This window comes from Ruegeria sp. BB6 (assembly GCF_056539385.1).
Genome location: NZ_JBQFUW010000005.1, coordinates 295,233 through 316,471 on the forward strand (window position 1 = coordinate 295,233; position 21,239 = coordinate 316,471).

The 21,239-nt window shown below is 55.2% G+C and carries 19 protein-coding genes and 2 tRNA genes; 7 read left to right on the plus strand and 14 right to left on the minus strand.

Annotated features, from left to right (window positions below; all coding sequences use genetic code 11):
- Positions 1-9: 9 nt before the first annotated feature.
- The 3 genes from ACR0B7_RS14140 to ACR0B7_RS14150 form a co-directional block, all read right to left on the minus strand.
- Positions 10-108: transfer RNA gene (locus tag ACR0B7_RS14140), tRNA-Val, on the minus strand.
- Positions 109-359: 251 nt separating this feature from the next.
- The gene (locus ACR0B7_RS14145; RefSeq protein WP_170576823.1) at positions 360-938 is read right to left on the minus strand and encodes a recombinase family protein; all 579 of its coding nucleotides are present in this window, start codon (positions 936-938) and stop codon (positions 360-362) included.
- A gap of 689 nt (positions 939-1,627) precedes the next feature.
- Positions 1,628-2,920, minus strand: a complete 1,293-nt coding sequence (locus ACR0B7_RS14150; protein ID WP_170576824.1) for a hypothetical protein — start codon at positions 2,918-2,920, stop codon at positions 1,628-1,630.
- A 748-nt stretch (positions 2,921-3,668) separates the two neighbouring features.
- Here ACR0B7_RS14150 and ACR0B7_RS14155 point away from each other — a divergent pair.
- A complete protein-coding gene (locus ACR0B7_RS14155; protein WP_170576825.1) occupies positions 3,669-5,042 on the plus strand; it encodes an IS630 family transposase in 1,374 nt (457 codons plus the stop codon).
- Positions 5,043-5,200: 158 nt separating this feature from the next.
- Here ACR0B7_RS14155 and ACR0B7_RS14160 read toward each other — a convergent pair whose 3' ends face one another.
- The 3 genes from ACR0B7_RS14160 to ACR0B7_RS14170 form a co-directional block, all read right to left on the minus strand.
- Positions 5,201-6,478: a DUF6538 domain-containing protein gene (locus ACR0B7_RS14160; protein ID WP_170794213.1), complete on the minus strand. Its 1,278-nt coding sequence runs from the start codon at positions 6,476-6,478 to the stop codon at positions 5,201-5,203.
- Between the two features lie 62 nt (positions 6,479-6,540).
- Positions 6,541-6,616, minus strand: a tRNA-Val gene (locus ACR0B7_RS14165).
- Between the two features lie 73 nt (positions 6,617-6,689).
- Entirely contained in the window at positions 6,690-7,943 is a 1,254-nt protein-coding gene (locus tag ACR0B7_RS14170; RefSeq protein WP_170484903.1) for an aminotransferase class V-fold PLP-dependent enzyme, read from the minus strand.
- A gap of 225 nt (positions 7,944-8,168) precedes the next feature.
- Here ACR0B7_RS14170 and modA point away from each other — a divergent pair, with 225 nt between their 5' ends.
- The 4 genes from modA to ACR0B7_RS14190 all read left to right on the plus strand — a co-directional run bounded on the left by modA (position 8,169) and on the right by ACR0B7_RS14190 (position 11,255).
- A complete protein-coding gene (modA, locus tag ACR0B7_RS14175; protein WP_170484901.1) occupies positions 8,169-8,948 on the plus strand; it encodes a molybdate ABC transporter substrate-binding protein in 780 nt (259 codons plus the stop codon).
- Positions 8,949-8,951: 3 nt separating this feature from the next.
- The gene (gene modB, locus ACR0B7_RS14180; RefSeq protein ID WP_170484899.1) at positions 8,952-9,644 is read left to right on the plus strand and encodes a molybdate ABC transporter permease subunit; all 693 of its coding nucleotides are present in this window, start codon (positions 8,952-8,954) and stop codon (positions 9,642-9,644) included.
- Positions 9,641-10,738, plus strand: coding sequence for a molybdenum ABC transporter ATP-binding protein (modC, locus tag ACR0B7_RS14185; protein WP_170484897.1), 1,098 nt, complete (start codon positions 9,641-9,643; stop codon positions 10,736-10,738). The genes modB and modC overlap by 4 nt, the downstream gene beginning before the upstream one ends.
- 109 nt (positions 10,739-10,847) lie before the next feature.
- A complete protein-coding gene (locus tag ACR0B7_RS14190) occupies positions 10,848-11,255 on the plus strand; it encodes a hypothetical protein (RefSeq protein ID WP_170388985.1) in 408 nt (135 codons plus the stop codon).
- Positions 11,256-11,262: 7 nt separating this feature from the next.
- Here the strand turns inward: ACR0B7_RS14190 and hemF are convergent, their stop codons facing one another.
- The 4 genes from hemF to clpS are packed head-to-tail and all read right to left on the minus strand — an operon-like array spanning position 11,263 to position 14,324.
- Entirely contained in the window at positions 11,263-12,147 is an 885-nt protein-coding gene (hemF, locus tag ACR0B7_RS14195; RefSeq protein WP_170484895.1) for an oxygen-dependent coproporphyrinogen oxidase, read from the minus strand.
- 4 nt (positions 12,148-12,151) lie between these two features.
- Complete coding sequence (locus tag ACR0B7_RS14200; RefSeq protein ID WP_170484893.1) at positions 12,152-12,949, minus strand: SDR family oxidoreductase; 798 nt, start codon at positions 12,947-12,949, stop codon at positions 12,152-12,154.
- 37 nt (positions 12,950-12,986) lie between these two features.
- Positions 12,987-13,952 carry a class I SAM-dependent methyltransferase gene (locus ACR0B7_RS14205; protein WP_170484892.1) on the minus strand — a complete coding sequence of 322 codons (966 nt, stop codon included), beginning with the start codon at positions 13,950-13,952 and terminating at the stop codon, positions 12,987-12,989.
- A 30-nt stretch (positions 13,953-13,982) separates the two neighbouring features.
- A complete protein-coding gene (clpS, locus tag ACR0B7_RS14210) occupies positions 13,983-14,324 on the minus strand; it encodes an ATP-dependent Clp protease adapter ClpS (protein WP_170388989.1) in 342 nt (113 codons plus the stop codon).
- Positions 14,325-14,415: 91 nt separating this feature from the next.
- Here clpS and ACR0B7_RS14215 point away from each other — a divergent pair, with 91 nt between their 5' ends.
- Together ACR0B7_RS14215 and ACR0B7_RS14220 are read left to right on the plus strand one after the other, a co-directional pair.
- A complete protein-coding gene (locus ACR0B7_RS14215; RefSeq protein WP_170484890.1) occupies positions 14,416-15,117 on the plus strand; it encodes an HAD family hydrolase in 702 nt (233 codons plus the stop codon).
- 280 nt (positions 15,118-15,397) lie between these two features.
- Positions 15,398-16,780 carry a D-alanyl-D-alanine carboxypeptidase family protein gene (locus ACR0B7_RS14220; protein ID WP_170485278.1) on the plus strand — a complete coding sequence of 461 codons (1,383 nt, stop codon included), beginning with the start codon at positions 15,398-15,400 and terminating at the stop codon, positions 16,778-16,780.
- A gap of 59 nt (positions 16,781-16,839) precedes the next feature.
- On the opposite strand, the gene ACR0B7_RS14225 is transcribed toward ACR0B7_RS14220, so the two are convergent.
- The 4 genes from ACR0B7_RS14225 to ACR0B7_RS14240 form a co-directional block, all read right to left on the minus strand.
- Positions 16,840-18,087 (minus strand): hypothetical protein, encoded by a 1,248-nt coding sequence (locus tag ACR0B7_RS14225; RefSeq protein ID WP_480681769.1) that lies wholly within the window; start codon positions 18,085-18,087, stop codon positions 16,840-16,842.
- A 151-nt stretch (positions 18,088-18,238) separates the two neighbouring features.
- Positions 18,239-19,000 carry a LamB/YcsF family protein gene (locus ACR0B7_RS14230; RefSeq protein WP_480681771.1) on the minus strand — a complete coding sequence of 254 codons (762 nt, stop codon included), beginning with the start codon at positions 18,998-19,000 and terminating at the stop codon, positions 18,239-18,241.
- Between the two features lie 12 nt (positions 19,001-19,012).
- Positions 19,013-20,011 carry a 5-oxoprolinase subunit C family protein gene (locus tag ACR0B7_RS14235; RefSeq protein WP_170576828.1) on the minus strand — a complete coding sequence of 333 codons (999 nt, stop codon included), beginning with the start codon at positions 20,009-20,011 and terminating at the stop codon, positions 19,013-19,015.
- On the minus strand, positions 20,008-20,763 hold the full coding sequence (locus ACR0B7_RS14240) for a 5-oxoprolinase subunit B family protein (RefSeq protein ID WP_170576829.1): 756 nt from the start codon (positions 20,761-20,763) through the stop codon (positions 20,008-20,010). Before ACR0B7_RS14240 ends, ACR0B7_RS14235 begins: the two co-directional genes overlap by 4 nt.
- Positions 20,764-21,239: the final 476 nt, after the last annotated feature.

Below are 21,239 nucleotides of genomic sequence, written 5' to 3' on the forward strand. Positions count from 1 at the left end.
CGGAAAGGATGGTGGGTGATGAGAGACTCGAACTCCCGACATCTTCGGTGTAAACGAAGCGCTCTACCAACTGTTACACAGACGCTCCGCTGTCTGAGCTAATCACCCGTGACGGATTGCGCGTGTTTTCCCAAAGCATCAACTGCGGTTTTCTCAGGTGAACCCTCGAGGTTCGAGTACGACACTTACTGTAACGGAATCCTAGGTCAAGTCGTTACATGTACGGGTACCGGAGAAGAGTTTGAACGTGACGCTACCTGAGCAACCTTGTCACGTTTCTCCTTGCATCCAATCAATAACAGCCCTTGGTATTGAAAGCCTGTTCTGACGACCAAGAGCTGTTTGTTCTAACGTCCATTTCAGCAGCTGGTTTCCACAACCACTGACTGATGAGCCTCATTAACGATCCGATAGACCGATCTCTGAGAAATACTTAAGCGCTGGGCGATCTCGTGCTTCTTGTAGCCTTGCCCTAGTAGCTGAAGAACCTCAGAGGCCCTCATACGTGCAGTTGGTTTCCTGCCTTTGTATTTACCCTCAGCTTTAGCTTTGGCTATTCCCTCTCGCTGCCGCTCCAGCATCATCTCTCTTTCAAACTGAGCGATTGACCCAAGGACATTCAGCATGAGCTTCCCTGTAGCAGTTGAGGTATCAAGGGACATGTCGAGAACTCTTAGAGCGACGCCTCTTTGAGTTAAGCCATCCACGATCTCGCCTAGATGCCTGACTGAACGAGCCAGGCGGTCAAGCTTAGTGACAATGAGGACATCTCCTTCTCTGCAGTAGCTGAGAGCTTCACTGAGCGCCTCTCTACAGGCAACAGAAGAGACTTGTTCGGAGTAGACCCTCTCACATCCAGCTTCTGTGAGTATCGTCTGTTGGGCTTCTAGTCCTGCTTGTTGTTCCAGTGTCGATGTTCTTGCGTATCCGATGATCATGGTGGTGATCTCCTTTAGGTTCCTAGACGTTGAGGCAATTGCTTGCCAAAAGCCGAGATCGACTTCATTGCCACCATTTCCGCCACCCTCAGAAGGTGGACACAGAACCTTGGCCTATTGGCAGAGTTTTCAGCTGGAGACTAAGGGGTGGGGGGTTTGGGGAACCGACTTCAAAAAAGAGGGGGATTGTTGTTCTTATTGTTCCCTCTGAAAAAAGGGTCCCTCAGCACGTAAGAGAAAGCCTTTACTGAAGAGGAGTTCTACCCACGCCTAGAGTGCTTTCAACTGACTTAGAGTGTACTCAATGATCAAGTTGCAAGCGTTTTAGGGGATGGTAGAGGATCAGCTTCTATCGAGTACTCTCAACTAACACTGTGTCCGGCACTGGGCGTAACTTAATGTCAAAGGGTTAACGTGTCCGAGGATGAAATTGATTTTGGCTTCTACAGTGGAAATTCCTCAGCCATCCTTAGTGATACATAGAGATGTTTATTAACCAATGTCCTCTAAGTATATGATAATTATATGTTAAGTCGAGTTCCTTGCCGCTTATTAGTGGCAAAGGTTGAGGGCCATAGGGAGCCGAGGAAATCACGTTTTAGCAGCCTCATATTCACTATCCTACGAGAATTTTTCTTCCGGTGTAGTAGTGCTTCTTCACTGGTTACGTGTTCCCTCGGTTTCAATGATTACGACGCTCGATTCGCCTCTCGCAGGACATGTGTTGGAATGTCTTCTTCCCATAGCCAATTGAGAAAAAGGTTACGCATTCTTCGACTGGGAAGATAAACAGTGATCGGTTTGCCGTCTCTGACCTTAGATCGCCAAACCCATTGGATTAACTCAGTGAGCGCATAGTCGTCCTGGCTCACTGATCCTTTGCCGAGAAATCGTAGGATGTTGGGGTTCAAGAACTGATTATAGAGATAGATCAGGTGCGTTGCGTTCTTATAATCGTTCGTGCCTCTAGTCGTATTGGGGAGCCAATGAACACGCCCGCTTCTGCCCTGAAGCCGAGAGCCTTTGGCGTATGGACCGGGACGGTACTTTCCCTTTTCTACGCCATCAGAGCCAACTGTCGGGCTTTTTCCTCCGGCGAACCATTTTGTCTTTGGGCAAGTCAGTAAGATATTTTCAAGAGGAACTTCCTTAAGGGCATTTCGTGCCAACGTATACAGCGCTTTAGGTACCAAATCATCGTAGACCTCGGGTGATCCTGAGGTTTTGTCTGTTTGGTCAGTGTGACTGAATGAAAGCGGATCAAGAGACTTAATTCCTTTGACGGTAATAAGGCCTCTGACTTCTCGGACGAACACGCTTTCGGCTAAAACATCCAACTTATCGTGTATCGTGGTTAGCCCTAAGTGTTTTAGGTAAGCAGCAATGATAGACCCCTCAGCTTTATAGGTGTAAATCCTCAGAGACTTCCCCACCTTGAGAAGCTTTTCCGGAAGTACCGCTACGTTGAAACCATTTTGAACATTGAAAAGGCGTCCAGACTTGGCGGCCTTATAGAACTTCATTGGAACGTGTCTCTCAAGAGCAGCGCACTCGGTGTCCCAAGCATCCGTAGGAACAACCTGAGAGGTCTCGGGGTCAACTGTACACAGACCGGATTCTATGAAGATACGATCCCATGCTTCTAAATTGACATTGAAGTTTGCATCTATGACCGAGAGAACTTCGTCAATGTGGATGTCATACGAGTCCAATAACCCCTCAGAGACGACATCTGCTAGCGTATCAAACATCGCATGAGTTGTGACTACGTTTTGGCCTTCTGCCAATAGGCGCCTTAGGGAATGGATTTTCCGAGTAGTGACTATCTCTTGCCCGCTGTCGTCGAATACAGTGTCAGCTTCGGCTACAGGTTGTTCAAAGGTTATTCCTCGGTTCTGTGTCGCCTCTATCACGCGGTCACATTCAGTGAGCAAAGGGACAATGACTAGATACTGCTTGTGATATTCGAATGATTCAATCATTTCTGTAGTCTTCCCTCTTCCACAGGGGCGATCCACAATTACAACTGGACGGACTGGGGAAGAAGAATCGTGAAAAGGTAGAGGATCATGCCTCATGGTTTAATATCTCGCTAGTTTGGAGTGGGTTGTTAAGGGCTGCCTGAGTTGGCGCTCTTCGGTCGAAGCTGCTTCGGCTCCTTAAGGGTACAGTTGGAGACCCCTATGCGCTGGGCATGACAGAGGCGTCGGCAGGCAAATTACCGACTGTTGCACTTCCTGTAATGAGCACTGGTGAAGAAAATTCCCTCATCATCTGGGGCTGCTACTTGGGTGGCCGTAGAGCCAATCAGGCAGTCGCTCAGAGCCTCAAACTACTCCTCGGAGAGATAGCTTCATCTCAGTCCCAAAAGTCTCTCTCGAGGAAATCACTTTGATTTTCCATTTGACCGATCCATCGAAGCGGTTTCATCCGAGGCAGATATTGCCGTATCCACTAGGACGTAAAAAAGAGCCGCCAGTGTTTTTCACCGCGACCAGTGGCTTCGAAACCTGTGAAGGATGGTCCAAGCGCTGTATCATCGACAGATGATTTGTCTCTAGGGTCAGGACCTATGAACGCAGCCCTTCTCTTTCTGGGAGAGCGGACCTTGGTTCGCAGTGCAGCGAACGACGCGTCGAGCCCTAATTCGCATTGATAAAGAGCGTTGAATTCGTCACGGAGGGTGGATCGCCGGGATATTGTCTTCGTGCCTGAACAAAGGAGGTGGACATGGACACCGTTAAGAAAAAGAGAGTCGTGCATTCCGCAGAATTCAAAGCCGGTGTTGTACTTGCGGGACTTGCTCGGTCAACTTCGATTGCAGAGCTTTGTCGTCAGAATGGAATATCCGCTAGCTTATTCTACGATTGGAAGAAGCGCTTCATTCGCTACGGAAAGTTGGGTCTGAAGAGGCGAAAAAGCAAGAAACGCCGCAAGAGCAAAACGGCTACTGGTTCTCCTGCAGAAAGCCAGATTATAACTGAACTTGCGATTTCATTCCAAAAGTTTCGATCTGATCAAGCTCAGTTTGCAGGACGAATGACGGTACCCGAGAAGCTGAAAGCGGTTGAAATGGTGGAGTCTGCTAGTGTGCCAAAGCTCCGTGCTCTTCGTGGTATAGGTGTGGCGAGGTCATCCTATTACCGATGGTGTCGTTTGCTAAGAGAAAATGGCAGTCTATTAGACTATGTAAGGGCACCGGAATACTGCAAAGTCAGGGACAGAGAGGACCTTAAAGAGCAGGTCTTCAAGGTGTTGCATTCTCCTCCGTCCGATTATGGTTTCAACCGCACAACGTGGAGGCTAGTTGATCTGCAAGTTGCAATCGAGCAATCGGGGTTCAAGATCGGGCGGCACGCCATCAAACACATAATCAAGGATGCTGGCTATCGCTGGAAGAAAGCGCGAAAGGTGCTCACCAGTAATGACCCTGACTACCGCCTGAAGCTTGCAAGAATTCAAGAGATTCTTGGCGGGCTTGGAGATCGAGACGGTTTCTTCTCAATCGACGAGTATGGGCCATTTGCTATCAAACAACGCGAAGGGCGGAAGCTCGTAGCTCCGGGCGCGTTGCACACAGTCCCCCAGTTCCAGAAGTCCAAGGGTGTTCTGATAATGACGGCAGCGCTTGAACTCTCCACAAATCAGGTGACCCATTTCTATTCAAAGAAGAAGAACACCGACGAAATGATCAAGTTGCTCGACGTTCTGCTGGCTAAGTACCAACACCTTGACCGGTTCTACATGTCGTGGGATGCGGCTTCTTGGCACGTTTCCAAAAGGCTCTGCGAAAGGATTCAGGAAGTGAACTCGGAGCGTTCTCAGTCAGACGGCCCGATTGTAGAACTCGCACCACTTCCAGCCGGAGCACAGTTTCTCAACGTCATTGAAGCGATCTTCAGTGGAATGTCGCGAGCCGTGATACACAACAGCAATTACTCGTCGAAGGAAGATGCAATATCGGCTATCGACCGATACTTTGAAGATCGGAATGAACACTTCAGGGTGAACCCACAGAAAGCTGGGAAGAAGATTTGGGGACAGGAACGGTCGATCACGAAGTTCTCCGAGAGCAACAACTGCAAGGATTCGAGGTATCGCTAGCGGCCAATTCAACCATATTCTGCATCTTTGCACGGTCCGAAAAGCCCGCAGAACGGTCTTTCATATCTAACACTGGGAACGACCACTGTTCTTCATTCTAAAGGTCATTACCCTATGTCTATCTCTTAACGGTACAGTTAGATACGTCCTGCCTTGGATCAATCTAAAGGAACTACTCCTACGAGACTGCCTCCGAGTTCTTTATGTAGGACCTCGAATGTATTCCTTATGATCCCGTGCAGTTCCGCTCTCTTCGCATAAACGCTTATCCCGATGTCGTCTTTGTTGGAGTGACCCACGACGAGATTTCTTGCTTCTCGGGAGACCCCAGCATTCACTAGTGAAGAAATAGCAGTCCTTCTGAACGAGTGCATATCCCAATTGGAATTATCGCCATCAAGGTTCTTTCGGGCTTTCTCAAGCGCTTTCCCGAGGTAATGACTGGGGTGCCTATCGTAGCCACCCAATGCAATACGAGGAAACAATCTACCGATATTCTCTGGACAACTTGGTTCTACTATCGTTGCCATTTTGGTAGCTTCCCGGAGTAGTTGACAATCCTCAGCGCCAACGATCATGACATCCCTTATTCCGGCTTCTGTCTTGCTTTGAGGGATGCTGATTTTGATGTGGTCTCCTCTGTCCTCAATGTCCTTCAAATACCTCGAGCAGATTTCATTGAGTCTGCATCCAGTAACCCAAAGCAGTCTTACTGTGACATACATCTCGAACTGATATTTGAGGCCATTATTGCCAGCGATGTACTGCAGCAGCTTTTGAGCTTCACCTCTAGTGACAGGCCTCAGTTTCTTAATCCGTGGGTCCTTCTTCTTTCTTTGACCGGCTACACGTCTCAGGAGAGAGCCAAAGGGATTCCGCATATCGGGATCAACCAACCCCCAGTGGTCCAGCACACGCCAATAGGAAGCTAAGCAAGATTGGCATGATTGAAGAGAGCGGCTCGAGAGTGGTTGCCCAGTTCGCTTTGAGGGAGTGGCCTTAAGGTGCTCAATGAAGCCCAGTGCCAGAGAGCGGTTAATGTCTGTGACCAGTATGTTCCCAGAGTACGCCTCAAATGTCCTAAGGTGTTGGCGGTATCTAACCTTTGTGCTGTTATTTATCCCGTCCGATTCAACTAACCACCTGTCGGCGGTATCTCTCACAGTATTCCCCTGTTTTGGAATGTTCGGGCGAATTGCTTGAGACGGTGTTTGTCCTTCGGTGATCGCTTCAAGGATTTCCTCAAGCACTCTTGGACGGCGCTTCAATGCTTCGGCTAGGTCCTGAGTTCCTAAGCCTCGGACGATCTCTCGTTTGCCAACAATGTCTTGGTACTCAGTCGGTACAGCGACCCTAAGAGCATACCCTTTACCTCTGAGGAACAATCCTCCGGGTAGTCCAACACGGTTTTGAGGTTTCGATTCCCTTACATTCATCCTCAAATGGTCTCCAAGTTCTCGTTACAAGACCCTGAGTAAACCATTGAAAATGAAGAGAATGGTGGGTGATGAGAGACTCGAACTCCCGACATCTTCGGTGTAAACGAAGCGCTCTACCAACTGAGCTAATCACCCGTGACGGTGCATGTAGCCAAGCCAGCGCGCGGGCGCAAGAGGGTCTGGCATAATTTCTTTCCTTGATTTTGGATCAATCCGCCATCTCGTTCAAAACGGTCAGCAGCTGCGCCACTTCCTGTTCGGTGTTGTAGTGGCAGAGCGAGATGCGGATGCAGTCGCTCAGGCCCAGCGGCGTCAGCACATTGCCGCTATAGTGATCGGCCTTTCTGATGTGGGTACGGATACCTTCCTGATTCAGCCGTGTCACGACTTGGGCAGACGGTGTGTCGTGGACAACGATCGAGACCAGCCCCTCGCGTGCAGGGTTATCAGCGCCGGCCAGAATTGTGATGTGATCCATATCGCGCAGGCCGGGCAGGTTGCCGGTGCCGTTGATCATCGCATCGGTCAGATGGGTTTCATATGCGTGAATGGCGCGGCCCGCAGCCTCAATCCGGGCGCGTCGATCGATTTCCTCCGAGACCTGTTCCCCCAGCCAGTCAAAATAGGCCACAACGTCGGACATCGTTGCGTAAGACCCCGTATCGCGGGTACCGAACTCCCACCCCTCAGACGGGGCGTCGATCAACTGATCATGGGGCAGGGCCGTCAGACGGTCTGAAATCCAGGCAATCCCGTAGCCGTGGCGCGAAAACACTTTGTAAGGTGAAATCGCATAGCCATCGACGTGATAGCTGTCGATATCCAACTGCCCATGCGCCGCATGTTGAATGCCATCGACGACAATGAAACAGTCTGGCGAGACGTCGCGTATGGCCTGCGCGATGGCCGCCACGTCCATGCCCATGCCTGTAACGGGCGACGCGTGGACGATTGTTGCAACGCTGACATCCGGTGTCATGGCCGTGCGGTAATCATCGGCTGTGACCAAACCCGTTTTGTCATCGTGCTGCACGTTGACGTAGTCCAATCCGGCAATCTCGGCCCAGCGTCGTGCGGCACTGCGGCTTGCGGGGTGTTCGATCGAACTGCCGATCACCTTGCTGCCCTTGGGCGCGTTGACACAGGCGGTGCGGATCATCCGGAACAACAGTTCGGTCCCGCTTTCGCCGACAAAGAACTGCCCTGTCGAGGCGTTCATGAACACTGACAAATCCGCCTTGGCGGTGTTGATGATGTCCACAAGCGCATGGCTGGCTATGTTATCCCGCCCCTGATTGTCAGGGATTGCGGCAAACTTGGCCGAGGTTTCAACAACCGAGTTCAATGTGAGTGCCCCGCCCGCGTTCTCGAAAAAGATGCGAGGGCCCTGAAAGGGGCAGGCATCGACATGGGCAAAGCGGGAACGAATGGCGTCTATCAGACCGGGTGTAGTGTGCAGCATGGTGGACGTCCTGTTCTTTTCGTTGTGCGCAGCATCTATCTGGTGCCGGGTGCAATCAATATCGTTTGCGACATCCGCGACGACCCAACTGACGGAAATGGCCCTGTTGCGCTTTTTTCGTTCATTATCTGTCTCATATGTGGTCGCGGTCCGCAAAGGCGCTTGCGTGTGCCCCGTCGCCTCAGATATTCCCGGAGGGACTGAAACTTTTCAGACGGGAAGAAAATGATCCTGTCACGTGCCCGCCGCTTACTGATTGCGGTTCTCGCCATGGCAATCTCGCTGCAGGCTCCGCTGCGGGCCGAGGCCGAGGGCGTTTTGGTGTTTGCGGCTGCCAGTCTCAAAACAGCACTGGACGAGATTGCATCGTCGTTCGAGAGTCAGACAGGGCAGAATGTCACCGTCTCGTACGCCGCGTCTTCCGTTCTTGCGCGCCAGATCCAGCAGGGCGCTCCGGCAGAGGTTTTCATATCGGCCAATGCGGACTGGATGGATGTTCTGCAGGATCAGGGTTTGATCGACGCAGGATCGCGGGTCAATCTTGTCGGGAATGGTCTTGTTTTGATCGGTGGTCCGGACGTTGCCGAGATCGGGGTGATGGGGCCGGAAACAGACCTAAGTTCTGCATTGGAAGGTGGGCATTTGGCTATGGCATTGGTGGACGCCGTGCCTGCGGGAATTTACGGAAAGGCGGCGTTGCAGAATCTAGGGCAATGGAGCCGCGTAGAACATCGTGTTGCTCAGGCTGACAACGTGCGGGCTGCGCTTGCATTGGTTGCGGCGGGTGCAGTGCCTTTGGGCGTCGTCTACAGGTCGGACGCACTGGCTGAAGATCGGGTCAAGACTGTCGCGACATTCCCACCCGACCTGCACCCACCAATCATCTACCCTGCTGCCGTTGTCGAGCCGGCGTCATCCAAGGCGCAGGCTTTTCTTGCTCACCTCCAATCGGACGCTGCGCAGGCAGTTTTCCTTGAGCAGGGTTTCACCCTGCCGGGTGAATAACGCATGGGGTGGTTGGGGCCAGAGGAACTTGAGGCGCTTAAACTGTCGCTCCGGGTGTCGTTCTGGGCGACGTTGGCGACGCTTCCTTTCGGTGTTTTTGTGGCCTATGCACTGGCGCGCTGGCGGTTTCCCGGTCGGCAAATTTTGAACGGGCTGGTGCACCTTCCGCTTATCTTGCCCCCGGTTGTCACGGGGTATCTTCTGTTGATGACCTTTGGAATTCAGGGGCCGCTTGGCCGTCTGCTGGCTGAGTTTGGGATCGTTGTGGCCTTTCGCTGGACCGGCGCGGCGCTGGCGGCTGGAATTATGGCGTTTCCGCTGATGGTGCGCGCGATCCGCCTGTCGATCGAAGCGGTTGATCCCAAGCTGGAACAGGCAGGTGCCACGCTGGGTGCACCCCGCTTGCTAGTATTCGCCACTGTCACGTTACCGATGATCCTGCCAGGTGTGGTTGCAGGGGCGATCCTGGCCTTTGCCAAGGCAATGGGTGAATTCGGAGCGACCATTACCTTTGTGTCTAACATTCCTGGACAAACGCAGACCTTGCCCTCGGCCGTCTACGCGTTCCTGCAGGTGCCGGGAGGCGAACCCGCAGCGACCCGTCTGGTTGTCATCTCGATCGTGATTGCGATGGGCGCGTTATTGTTGTCCGAGTTTATCGGGCGCCGGGTCGCCGCAAGGGTAGCCGGATCATGAGCCTCTCTGTCCGCCTACAGCATGACTTGCCGGATATCGGTCTGGACCTCAGCTTTGATGCGCCGCCCGGTGTGACTGTTCTGTTCGGGCGATCGGGATCGGGAAAGACGACTGTCGTGAATGCGGTCGCGGGTCTTCTGCGTCCCAAGGCCGGACGGGTGAGTGTTGACGGGTGGGAACTGTTTGACACTGAAAAAGGTCTGTGGTTGCCACCACATAAACGACGGCTGGGGTATATTTTCCAGGAAGGACGCCTGTTTCCGCATCTCAACGTCCGCCAGAATCTTGCCTATGGTCGTTGGTTCGCCCCTCGGGGCGCGCGCCGGGAAAATCCCGACAGAGTGGTCGAAATGCTGGGCATCGGGCATCTGCTGGACCGTCGACCCGCCGGTCTGTCAGGCGGCGAAAAGCAGCGTGTCGCGATTGGTCGCGCTTTGCTGGCCAGCCCGCGTCTGATACTGGCCGACGAACCTCTGGCCGCGTTGGACGATGCGCGAAAGTCTGAAATCCTTCCTTACTTCGAGACGCTCCGAGACGAAGTGTCGGTGCCTATTCTGTACGTCACGCATTCGGCTGCCGAAGTCGCGCGTCTGGCGACGTCGGTCGTGGCTTTGCAGGATGGCAAGTCCGTCCGCCACGGCCCAGCTTCTGAGGTCTTATCCGATCCGTCAGTCGCGCCTGCGGGTGTCCGGGCCGTGGGTGCGGTACTTCAGGTCAAGGTTTCCAGGCATCACGCCGATGGCCTGACGGAATTGAATGCGGGCGGCACAAGCCTGTATTTGCCCCATATCCCGCACCAAGTGGGGGAAACTTTGCGTATCCGTATCCCCGCTCAGGAAGTCATCCTGTCGCGGACGCGTCCCGTGGGGCTTTCGGCCTTGAATATTCTGGAAGGAACCGTTGAGACAATCCGTTCAGGTGAGGGGCCGGGAGCGATCGTTTCCGTGAAAACGCCTGCCGGTGCCGTTCTCGCACGTATCACACGTCGTTCGGTTGAGGCATTGGAGTTGGAACCTGGTCGGCCGTGCTATGCGGTTGTCAAAACCGTCGCGCTTGCGCCGCAGGACGTTGGCGGACGGCTTGGGGGCGACTGAGGCGCTCACCGACCCGATGGGAAACAGGCTGGGAAAGGCGGCTGTCTTTACTCAATTCGTTTGTCCGCTATGGTTTGACGCGGATGTTTTTTAATCATGGATATTGATCATGCGGTTCTGGACGATACCCTGCTTGGCCTTGTTGATTGCCCTTCCCGGTCTTGCGCAGGCGGTCGGGTTCGGCATCGGAGCCTACCCGGCGTTTAGAACCACGGTCACACCGATGAAGAACGGCATATACGAAGTTTCAGCGATCGGAAGTTCAGCGCCGGTTGCCTATTGGTGCGGTATCGGCGATTTCGCCATTCGCAGCCTTAGAACCAAGGCATCCCAGCGGATTTACATAACCAGAGCCTATGAAAAGCAATCGAGGACCGTGCAATTCTCGCTGACGCCGCCCGAAGGGGTCGATACCACTCCGGGCTACTCGGTCACCGTCAAACGTGTGGGTGAAAACATGTCCGCTGGATCAGCGCAGGGGTATTGTTATGACAACTTCATGGATTTCGGGTTCTGATCGTTGATCAGACCCATTTCGCCAGTGGCGGCAGGCTCATGAGAACGGCATCGGGGTCGTGGCCTGTTTCCAGACCGAATTTGGTGCCGCGGTCATACACAAGGTTATACTCTGCATAGAGGCCACGGTGCACAAGCTGCGTGTTCTTATCGGTTTCGTCAAACTCTTGAACCCGGCGTTTCTCGACCAGCGGCAGGAAGGCCGGGAGGAACGCTTTTCCGATGTCCTGTGTGAGCGCGAAATCCGATGACCAGTCGCCAGTACAGTAGTCATCCATGAATATACCGCCAACGCCACGGGCGCGTTTGCGGTGCGGGATATAGAAATATTCGTCCGCCCAGTCTTTTAGGCGCGGGTAGTGCCCCGGTCCGTGCGGGTCCAGATGCGCCTTTTGCGTGGCGTGAAAATGGTCGGTGTCCTCGTCATATTCGATACAGGGGTTCAGGTCCGAACCGCCGCCGAACCACCACGCGTGCGGGGTCCAGAACATGCGGGTGTTCATATGAACGGCGGGAACATGCGGGTTCTGCATATGCGCGACCAGCGAAATACCCGAAGCCCAGAACCGGGGATCTTCCGTCATGCCGGGGATCCCTTTTCGCGCGGCCATAGCCTGTTGCGCACGTTCGCCAAGCGTCCCGTACACGGTCGAGACATTGACGCCGACTTTCTCGAAGACACGCCCTCCGCGCATGACGGACATCAGGCCACCACCCGCGTCCGAGCCATCATCGGACTGTCGTTTGGTTTGCTTTACCTCGAAACGGCCCGGTTGCGCATCCGAGAACGGACCAGTGTCATGGCTATCTTCCAGGGCTTCAAACGCGGCAACAATTTCGTCACGCAGTTGGCGGAACCATTTGGAAGCGGTGGTTTTTTCAGTCTCGAACATGGGCTTAGTGTGCTGGGGCTGCGACAGGGTCCAGCAGTGTGCGACCGCCATCAATTGTCAGGATTTGTCCGGTGATAAAGCCCGCGGCATCGGATGCCAGAAACTGAGCAGTTTCCGTCAGTTCGGTCGGGGCCGCGATGCGGGAAAGCGGAGTGTGCTTTTCAATGTCGTCCCGAAAGTCCCTGTTCTCTTTCAGGGTCGATTGCAGCGAGGCACTCATGACCGACCCAAGGGCAATCGAATTTACGCGGATGCGGTTCGGGGCCAGTGCGACGGCCAGCGATCGGGTCATCTGATCCAGAGCAGCAGTCGAGACCGAATAGGCCATCAGGTCCGGGTGTGTGCGTCGGGCGGCAATCGAGGACAGGTTGATGATGGACCCGGCCGGGCCGTCGTCGTCACCGGCCTGTTTGATCATGCGCTGCGCAACGACCTGGCTGAGCCTCAAGGCGGGCATCAGGTTCTGATTCAGCAGGTTCCGCACCGAGTCGTCATCGGTGTCCAGCGGGTCGGATGGGATCACTTGCCGCGCACCATTGATAAGGATGTCCACCTGATCGAAAGCGTCGATGGTGGCCGACAGCAAGTTCGCGATCGTAAGCTTTTCGCGCAGATCACCGGCAAAGAACCGAATGTTGCTGTCATCGGCCTGCTCACCCAGTTCTTCGGTCAGCCGCTTTTCGTCCATGTCCGCGAACATGACATTGGCCCCAGCGTCGGCGAAATGCCGACCGATGGCCAATCCGACGCCGTTGGCGCTACCGGTGACGATTGCTGTTTTACCAGCGATGGAAAAGGACATTCGTAAACTCCTGAGTTGCAGCGCAGGTTAGCCGGGATCACCGACGAGGGCGAGAGGCGTGGAACACCTTGAAACGATTGTCGCCAGACACTTCTTCGACACGCGCGAAACTATCGCTCAACGTCGCCTCATAGGGCAGATGGCGGTTTGCGACCATCCATAGATCGCCGTGCTTCGCCAGATTGCGCGCGGCGGATTGGATGAAACCCTGCCCCAGCTCTGGCTCGGCGCTGCGCGAGGTATGGAATGGCGGGTTCATGACGACCATGTCCAGTGCCTCGGGTGCGTTCCATGTCACGGCATCCGCCCAGTGGAACGCAGCCCGGTCGTCTGCGACATTGGTCTGCGCGCAGGTCAGGGCGATATGGTCGGCCTCGACCAGATGAAGGCTGCGTAGACCTGTCTTTTGCAGTAGCCGGGCGGACAGAAACCCCCATCCGGCACCCAGATCGGCCACGCGCGCGCCGATCTTTTCGGGCAGGGCGTTTACCAGCATCGCCGAGGCCGGGTCGATCCCGTCTGCAGAAAATACGCCTGGCGCAGTCCGAAAACCGTCGATTGTCTGAGCAGCGGGTGCAGCCCAGTCCGCAAACGAGTCGGGAGCGGACTGGAACCAGAAAATCTTGCCATGCGCCTTCGAGATCGGCCCTTCCACGGCTACACGTTTGCGAATTTCCTTCAGCAGGCTGTCAACGCCGTCTGTTTTTGCACCGTCCACCACGATCACGCCTTTGGCGCGCAGGCAGGCTTGCTGCACCATGCTGCGTGCCAGTGCCTTGGCGCGGGGCAGAATCACGATCGCGTCCTGACATGGATCTTGAGAGGCGGGGGTGGTCTGGAACCCCTGGTTCTCGAAATGGTCATGAAAGGGTTTGAAAGGTTGCACCACCTGCGTCTCGCGCGGCAGCAATGAAAGATCGGTTACAGGGCTTGGCCCAATCACGGTCAGAGGCTGAGACAGCACAAGGCCGCTTTGCAGGGCGAGATCAAGGCGAGGGGACATGGGCAAATCCGGTAAGCGCCGCCAGCGGCGTCACTCTTCGCGTTCCATGGTGCATTGCAGCGGGTGCTGGTGCCGGCGGGCGAAATCCATGACCTGTCCGACCTTGGTTTCCGCAATCTCGTGGCTGAACACGCCAACCACGGCAACGCCCTTTTTGTGAACGGTCAGCATGATCTCGAACGCTTCGGCGTGCGTCATGCCGAAGAAACGCTCAAGCACGTGAACGACGAATTCCATGGGGGTGTAATCATCGTTCAGAAGAAGAACCTTGTACAGCGGCGGGCGTTTGGTCTTGGGGCGTGTCTCTACCAGAACCGACGAGTCAGAATCGTCGTCGGAATTGTCAGACATCATCCATTGGTCAATAAGCATCGCGCGGCTGTCCGATTCAGGCTTCGGTTTATCTGAGCGGTTATATAACGTCCAAGGGGTCAGAGAAAAGAGCCGGCAGGACGCAATTTCAATGGAAAACAAGCTTACCACAATCGGTTTCGATGCGGATGACACATTGTGGCACAATGAGCGGTTCTTCCAGATCACGCAGAGCTATTTTGCGGAATTGCTTGCTGACCACGCCGAGCGCGATCATCTGCTGGAACGATTGCTGGAAGCTGAAAAGCGCAACATTCGACACTACGGATACGGAATCAAGGGTTTTACCCTGTCGATGATCGAAACCGCCATCGAGGTGACCGAAGACCGCGTTCCGGCCTCGGTCATTCGGCAGTTGATTGAAGCAGGGCAGGACATGCTGGCCCATTCGATTGAGTTGTTGCCCCACGCACGCGAGGCGATCGAGGGGGTGGCGGCGACACATAAGGTCGTGTTGATCACCAAGGGCGACCTGATTGATCAGGAACGCAAGCTGGCACAATCGGGCTTGGGCGAGTTGTTCGACGGCGTCGAGATCGTCTCGGAAAAGACGCGCGAAACCTATCGTGAGATTTTCGACCGATATTGCGAAGGGCCAGAACACGCGATGATGGTCGGCAATTCGATGCGATCAGATGTGGTGGCTCCGCTACAGGCGGGATGCTGGGGCGTATATGTGCCCCACGGACTGGTGTGGGAAATCGAAAAAGCAGAGACCCCGGTGAACAATCCGCGCTTTAAGGAATTGGGTGATTTGGGAGAGTTGTCGGGCTTCGTGCGTGAGATTGGATGATGTTGCTGATTGGTCTCAGTTCCTGAAAATCAACGTCTTACCGGCGTCCTGTTTTGCGGATTGCGCCGATTTGGTGGGTGTTGGGTTGGGTGCTACTAGATGTAGTGCGTGCCCAAATGGGTGATAAAGCCGCGAAAACGGCAGCTTTTGGTTTATTTCGCGGGGTCTCTGTGTTAGCCTGTACATAATAAAATAATTGATTTGCTGACCGGGAAAACCCGGCGGCGTGAGGTAGACAGAGGCAAAGATCGTGCAGGTTCGGCGGACAGTTCCGGCCCGAATGGGCTTTATTCTCATAGCATTCGTGTGGTTGCTATCTTTTGCGCCACTCCAGTCATTGGCCGCGCCCTATGCGGCCATGGTGATTGACGCGCGCACCGGTGAGGTGCTTCATTCGCGCAACGCCGACACTCGGCTTCACCCCGCATCGCTGACCAAGATGATGACGCTCTATATCGCGTTTGAGGCTGTGCGGAACGGTGAGATTGAGTTGGACACCCCGGTTCGCATCACCAAGAAAGCCTCGTCTGAACCTCCGTCGAAACTGGGGCTTCGCACGGGCCAGACAATCGCGTTCCGGTATCTGATCCGCGCTGCTGCCGTGAAATCGGCCAATGACGCGGCCACGGCAATCGGCATTGCCATCAGCGGATCCGAGGCGGCATTCGCCCGTCGTATGACCCGCACCGCCAAAGCCATGGGCATGAGCCGCACCACGTTCAAGAACGCCCACGGGCTGACAGAGTCAGGCCACCTTTCGACCGCACGAGACATGACCACGCTGGGTCGGCATCTGCTGTATGACTATCCGCAGTATTATAACCTGTTTTCGCGTCAATCGACGCATGCCGGGATCAAGACCGTTCCGAACACGAACCGCCGGTTGCTGGCCGCCTACAGTGGCGCAGATGGTATCAAGACCGGATACACGCGGGCTGCGGGCTTTAACCTTGTGGCTTCGGCCAAACGCAAAGACGAACGGATCATCGCCACGGTTTTCGGCGGTAAATCCGGCGCATCACGTAACGCTAAAGTGGCCGAGCTGCTGGATATGGGGTTCCGCCGCGCTCCGTCGCGTGCACCAATCCGCAAGCCTTCGCGCCCTGAATACGCAGGAAATGCGGGCCTGAACGTGCAAGTGGCGCGGTTGGTCGGTGCACCGTCCACCAGCTTGCGGCCGGTGTTGCGCCCAGGACCGGGTGCCGCCGTCCAGGTGGTCGGTACGGTCGCGGCGACTGCTGCGAAGAACGGCGCGCGCATTCAGAATGGGATTGCAGCAGCCATTGCCGCCGCGGATATTCAGACACCGACCGACGATACGACACGGCCGGCAGCACGCCCCGAAGACCTTGTCCTGGCGTCGACCAATCCGACCGAACCGCCCGAACCCGAACAGGAAGTCGTGACGCGCCTGTCCACTTCGGGAGGGCATTTGTGGGGCGTGAATGTAGGGCGCTATACCACGCGATATGAGGCCGAGAAGGTGCTTTTGAAAACAGCCCTTTCGGAAATGACCACTCTGGAAGGAACGCTGCGCAAGGTGAACCAAAGCGCGCGCGGCTTTGATGCGACGTTTCAGGGCATGACCCGCGAGCAGGCTGATCTGGCCTGCCGCAGGCTTCAGGCGCGGAACGTGACGTGTTTCATGATCGGGCCGTCATAAGACCCGACATGTATTCTCCTGGCTGGACATGGGCTGCGAAGAAATTCGCAGCCCTTTTTTTAGTCGAAGACGTGGCCGTGCTGGTATTGCTCATCCTGACCCGCGGCGGCGGTTAACGCGGCGACGTTGTCCTTGGTGAAGAAACCGTCATAGTGATGGCAGCGCTCAATATACTCGGTGATCAGCAGCGTGTTCTTTGAGTGTTTTGAGAAGATCTGTTTCAGGTTTGGGTCGTCTTTGCACTCGCCAACCACATGCGCCAGAAACGGCACACCCTTGTCCTTGAGGGTGTTCACGACGAAATCGACGTTCTTTTCGCCAGCACCGTGGTCTCCGTCCTGTATCTCGACCGCCATATGGTGCAGGCGGCGACCAAAGTTGCGCACGAAGTCCTCAGTCGGCATCGGCAACTTGGCAAAGGAGTTCACGAAAGAGGGCGTGTTGTTTGCCGTGAACACCTTGGCGGGGGATTTCTTGTCATCGTCGGCATTCGGATTGCGGTTCACATTGGTGGACGAATTCATGTCAAAGATGTTGTACGCGCCCCAGAAATAATAGGGCACCATCGTGAGAAATTCGAGGATCGCATCCTCGCGCTCTCCGGCCAGTACACGTGTGGCAAGGTGGTCGATCCCCAGCATGAGTGGGGCGATCTTGCTGTCGGAACCGAAAGACGCAGCCTGATCCAGGCGAGTTTGTTCAGCATCGCTGAGCAAGACGCGGTCCCCCAGACCAAGACTATCCGTGTCGTTGAAATCCAACGTGGAATAACCGACCCGATTACAGGTAAAATCCGATGGCGTCGTAAAGCGGAAGCCATCCAGCGTGTAAAACGGATTTTCGGTATCGCCACTATATTCAAACCGTATGTTCTGATCTTCCAGCGTCTTGGTCAGCGAGTTCAGGTCGGATGCCGCGAATACCTCGCCCACATACCGGGTCTGGGGCGTGTTGCGGGCCAGCGGATACATGCGGTTGATGCGGGGAATGAAGTCCTCGAATGTCGGGCTGAGAGGTGCCATCACGATCAGTGCGGGGTAATCTGCATGGGAATGCAGAACCGAAAACTTGTGCGTTCGTCCAAGATAGCTGGCGGTGTGCCGATAGGGGGTCATCACGTAGAGCTCGACCAGTGTGTCGAACAATGCGTCCGGTTCCACCTGAAGAACAATGGCCCGCATCGGCCCGACCTGATCTACGATACCCGAATTTGAGCGGCGCTCGTAAATCATCGGCAGATATTCGTTGAAGAAATCCGAGTTCTTCTTGTCGCCGCGGGGTTCGTAAGACATCAGATCAAAAGACATTAAGCGCGCTCCTTGCCGTTGCGCCGTGTGGTTGGCGCAGGTCGTTGCCGGGATTTGTGGTACTCAGATCATACAGTTACGCACATGCTAGGGGCTGAGACGATACCGGGCAACAGTCTGGATTTGGGGCGGCTGAGTTACGCCAACCTGATCAACGGATGAATTTTGTCACGTCAACGCCGCCCGCAATTAGGTTTTCCCGAACCGAGCGGGCAATCTGCACGGCAGTTGGTCCGTCACCGTGCAGACAGATGGTGTCGATCGACGTTTCCAACCGTTTGCCGGATTCGGTAATGATGGCCCCTTCCTGAACCATATTCACAATGCGCGGACCGGCCAGTTCGGGGTCGTGTATGACTGCGCCGGGTTTGCTGCGGTCGACCAGAGTTCCGTCGTCGTTGTAGGCGCGGTCTGCAAATATCTCTCCGACCCATTTGCAGTTCAGCTCGCGCACGGCGTCTTCCTGTTTGGTCACGGCCAAGACCATAATGATAATGTCCGGGTCCACGTCCAGAGCACCCTGATAGCAAGCCCGCGCCATGTCGATGTCAACCGAACACATATTGGCCAGTGCTCCGTGCAGTTTGAGGTGCCGGACCTTGGTGCCAACAGCCTTGGCAACCCCGATGGCCGCGCCCAACTGATACCGGACAAGATTGCACAGGCTGTCATGTGAGATCTTCATATTGCGCCGCCCGAACCCCTGAAGGTCGGGAAACCCCGGATGCGCCCCAATGCCGACGTTGTTTTCTGCCGCCTGTATCATCGTCTGTGCCATTACGTCCGGGTCACCGGCGTGAAAGCCGCAGGCGATGTTGGCCGAGGTGATGATCTTGAGCAGGCTTTCATCATCACCCATGTTCCAAGGGCCAAAGCTCTCTCCCATATCTGCATTCAGATCAACGCTGGGCATCGGCAAAACTCCTTAGTCAGTGGCAGAGATCATTCCGCCGACCAATTGGTAGGATAACAGGTCAGGGATGTCATGGGGGTCGCGGATCAGGGGTTCCACCCGAGAAGGCAGGCGAGACAAATCGCCTTGGAAGGCCGTGTGCAGGGCGACGGCCTCATCCATCGTGACAAACTGGAACTTCAGATGTCCGCCTGCGGGCGTTTGCGCCGCACGCGGCAGGTCGCACGGAAGGACCGTCGCGATGCGCGGATACCCTCCGGTGGTCTGGCACTCGGGCAGCAGGATGAATGGGTTCCCGGTGCCGGTCATCTGGATGTCGCCGGGTGTTATGACCTCGGACAGGATGTTGAGTTGCCCCTTGGCGGCAAAACCCTCTCCGGCGCTTTCAAGTTGCATCCCCATTCGGTTCGCCCGGGCACCACGTTGGAATTGCGTATTGGCAAACCGGTCCAGGGTATCATTGTCGAACAGAGGGGTTTGAAAGCTGGCGACGACCCGAAGCACGCCGCCCGAAAATCGGTTGTCGGGCTGTAGTTTCAACCCGGCCTGGCCCGAACACGCACCGGCGGATAAACGGTCGCCAACCTGCACAGTTCGTCCAATCTTGGCCGTCAGGTGGGCGGAACGAGAGCCAAGGAACATGTCGCCGTCAATTCCACCGCCGATATGCAAATACCCGTAGTTCCCTTGTGTCGCTGCCCCGATGGTCAGTCGCTGTCCCGCTTCAAGTTCGTGCGACGCATTCCATATGATGGGGCTGCCATCCACGCTTGCCTGCATCGGCGCACCGGTCAACGCAATCCGCGTGGGTTCGGTCGCTCCAAACTCGCCACCCATGCCCGCCATTTCCAAAGCCGCCAATGTCGGCGCTTGACCCAGCAAGGCCGCCCCTTCGTGCAGGGCCAGTATGTCTGCGGCTCCGGAACGTGAGAGACCCTGATCCAAATAGCCGATGCGCCCCTGATCCTGAACTGTACATGCTGGCCCTATGCGCAGAACAGAAAGACTCATGACTCGATGTCCTGATACGTCGCGCCGCCTGATCCATCAGTGTCGTTCGCGCGAATATTCTCCAGGTCGTCTTGAGAGACAGGAAAGAACTGCATCTCATCGCCGGGCTTCAGCGCAAAGCTGTTTGGGCGCTCGGGTTGAAAGCAACGAAATGCGGTCTGCCCTACATGGCGCCACCCGGTCGGAGTCGGACCTGAAAACAACACGAATTGAGAGATTGCCAAAACCAGTGCGCCTTCTGGCACCATCGGTGTCAGGCTTTTCAGTCGCGGTATGTTGAATTCGGGGCCAAGTGGCCCGAGATACGGCTGCCCCGGTGCAAAGCCGATCGTCAGCACACGCACACGCGATTCACTCAAGCGCCGAACCGCCTCGTCCGGGGTCAAACCTGCTGCCTCTGCTGCTTCATTCAACTGCGGAGCAAGCTCGCCCCCGAAAACAGTAGGAACACGCCAGAAGGTACGACCGGTTGGCATCGGCGCGTTAAACCAGTTTTGCTTGGCAAGTAGGGCATCAACGCGGTCCGTGATGTCAGCATGTGTCACCTGGGTGGGGTCAAATCGAATATAGGTCGACGCAAGCGAAGCCGATGTTTCAACTACCCCAGCCCATTGCTTGGAATCGACAACGCCGCGAAAAGCGAGGGCCGCGCGGTTCGAGGGCTCGGCCATAGTATCGGCGAAGGAAATCAGTAGGCCGTCAAAGCCAACTGTATGAATACGTGGGAATGGATCAGTGCGTGTCGATTTCATAGCGCAGGGTGCTGAGGCTTATCCGTATTGGCGACCTGACCGTATTCAATGCAAATGCGCAAGACTCTCGGCAAAGTATTGTCAGGCCACGCCTTTAATCTGACCTGCGACTCGCTGATTCACGGTCTGAGTCGTCTTTTTGGCAAAGGGTGACTCGCGTGAGTCTTGTGGTGGCTACAGAGTTCCTCACTATATATAGAGTCACGGCTGAGTGCGCGACCTGCTTGCGGTATCACTCCTGCTGTTATTTGGGTGGGGTAGGGGTGAATTGGCTTAGTTGGTCTTTGTGTAACTCTCTGTTTTTATTTCTATAAAAAGAAAATCGCAAAAAAAACGCGCAGGATGTGATTTTCCACTTGCGGTGCAATGTTGTTATCCTTAGAACCCCCTTCACCGGCGCTGGTGAGGCGCTGGGACGCGGCGGAAGCGGCGGAGACGCTCAGGAGAGACTGGGGGCATCTTGAGGGATTGATTGA

Coding starts and splice junctions, on each gene's coding strand:
- modB (WP_170484899.1), top strand. CDS start 8,952: ATGGGGTGGTTGGGGCCAGAGGAACTTGAGGCGCTTAAACTGTCGCTC.
- ACR0B7_RS14155 (WP_170576825.1), top strand. CDS start 3,669: ATGGACACCGTTAAGAAAAAGAGAGTCGTGCATTCCGCAGAATTCAAA.
- ACR0B7_RS14200 (WP_170484893.1), bottom strand. CDS start 12,949: ATGTCCTTTTCCATCGCTGGTAAAACAGCAATCGTCACCGGTAGCGCC.
- ACR0B7_RS14225 (WP_480681769.1), bottom strand. CDS start 18,087: ATGTCTTTTGATCTGATGTCTTACGAACCCCGCGGCGACAAGAAGAAC.
- ACR0B7_RS14150 (WP_170576824.1), bottom strand. CDS start 2,920: ATGATTGAATCATTCGAATATCACAAGCAGTATCTAGTCATTGTCCCT.
- hemF (WP_170484895.1), bottom strand. CDS start 12,147: ATGTTCGAGACTGAAAAAACCACCGCTTCCAAATGGTTCCGCCAACTG.
- ACR0B7_RS14190 (WP_170388985.1), top strand. CDS start 10,848: ATGCGGTTCTGGACGATACCCTGCTTGGCCTTGTTGATTGCCCTTCCC.
- ACR0B7_RS14170 (WP_170484903.1), bottom strand. CDS start 7,943: ATGCTGCACACTACACCCGGTCTGATAGACGCCATTCGTTCCCGCTTT.
- modA (WP_170484901.1), top strand. CDS start 8,169: ATGATCCTGTCACGTGCCCGCCGCTTACTGATTGCGGTTCTCGCCATG.
- ACR0B7_RS14215 (WP_170484890.1), top strand. CDS start 14,416: ATGGAAAACAAGCTTACCACAATCGGTTTCGATGCGGATGACACATTG.
- modC (WP_170484897.1), top strand. CDS start 9,641: ATGAGCCTCTCTGTCCGCCTACAGCATGACTTGCCGGATATCGGTCTG.
- ACR0B7_RS14240 (WP_170576829.1), bottom strand. CDS start 20,763: ATGAAATCGACACGCACTGATCCATTCCCACGTATTCATACAGTTGGC.
- ACR0B7_RS14220 (WP_170485278.1), top strand. CDS start 15,398: ATGGGCTTTATTCTCATAGCATTCGTGTGGTTGCTATCTTTTGCGCCA.
- ACR0B7_RS14160 (WP_170794213.1), bottom strand. CDS start 6,478: ATGAATGTAAGGGAATCGAAACCTCAAAACCGTGTTGGACTACCCGGA.
- ACR0B7_RS14230 (WP_480681771.1), bottom strand. CDS start 19,000: ATGCCCAGCGTTGATCTGAATGCAGATATGGGAGAGAGCTTTGGCCCT.
- ACR0B7_RS14145 (WP_170576823.1), bottom strand. CDS start 938: ATGATCATCGGATACGCAAGAACATCGACACTGGAACAACAAGCAGGA.
- ACR0B7_RS14235 (WP_170576828.1), bottom strand. CDS start 20,011: ATGAGTCTTTCTGTTCTGCGCATAGGGCCAGCATGTACAGTTCAGGAT.
- clpS (WP_170388989.1), bottom strand. CDS start 14,324: ATGCTTATTGACCAATGGATGATGTCTGACAATTCCGACGACGATTCT.
- ACR0B7_RS14205 (WP_170484892.1), bottom strand. CDS start 13,952: ATGTCCCCTCGCCTTGATCTCGCCCTGCAAAGCGGCCTTGTGCTGTCT.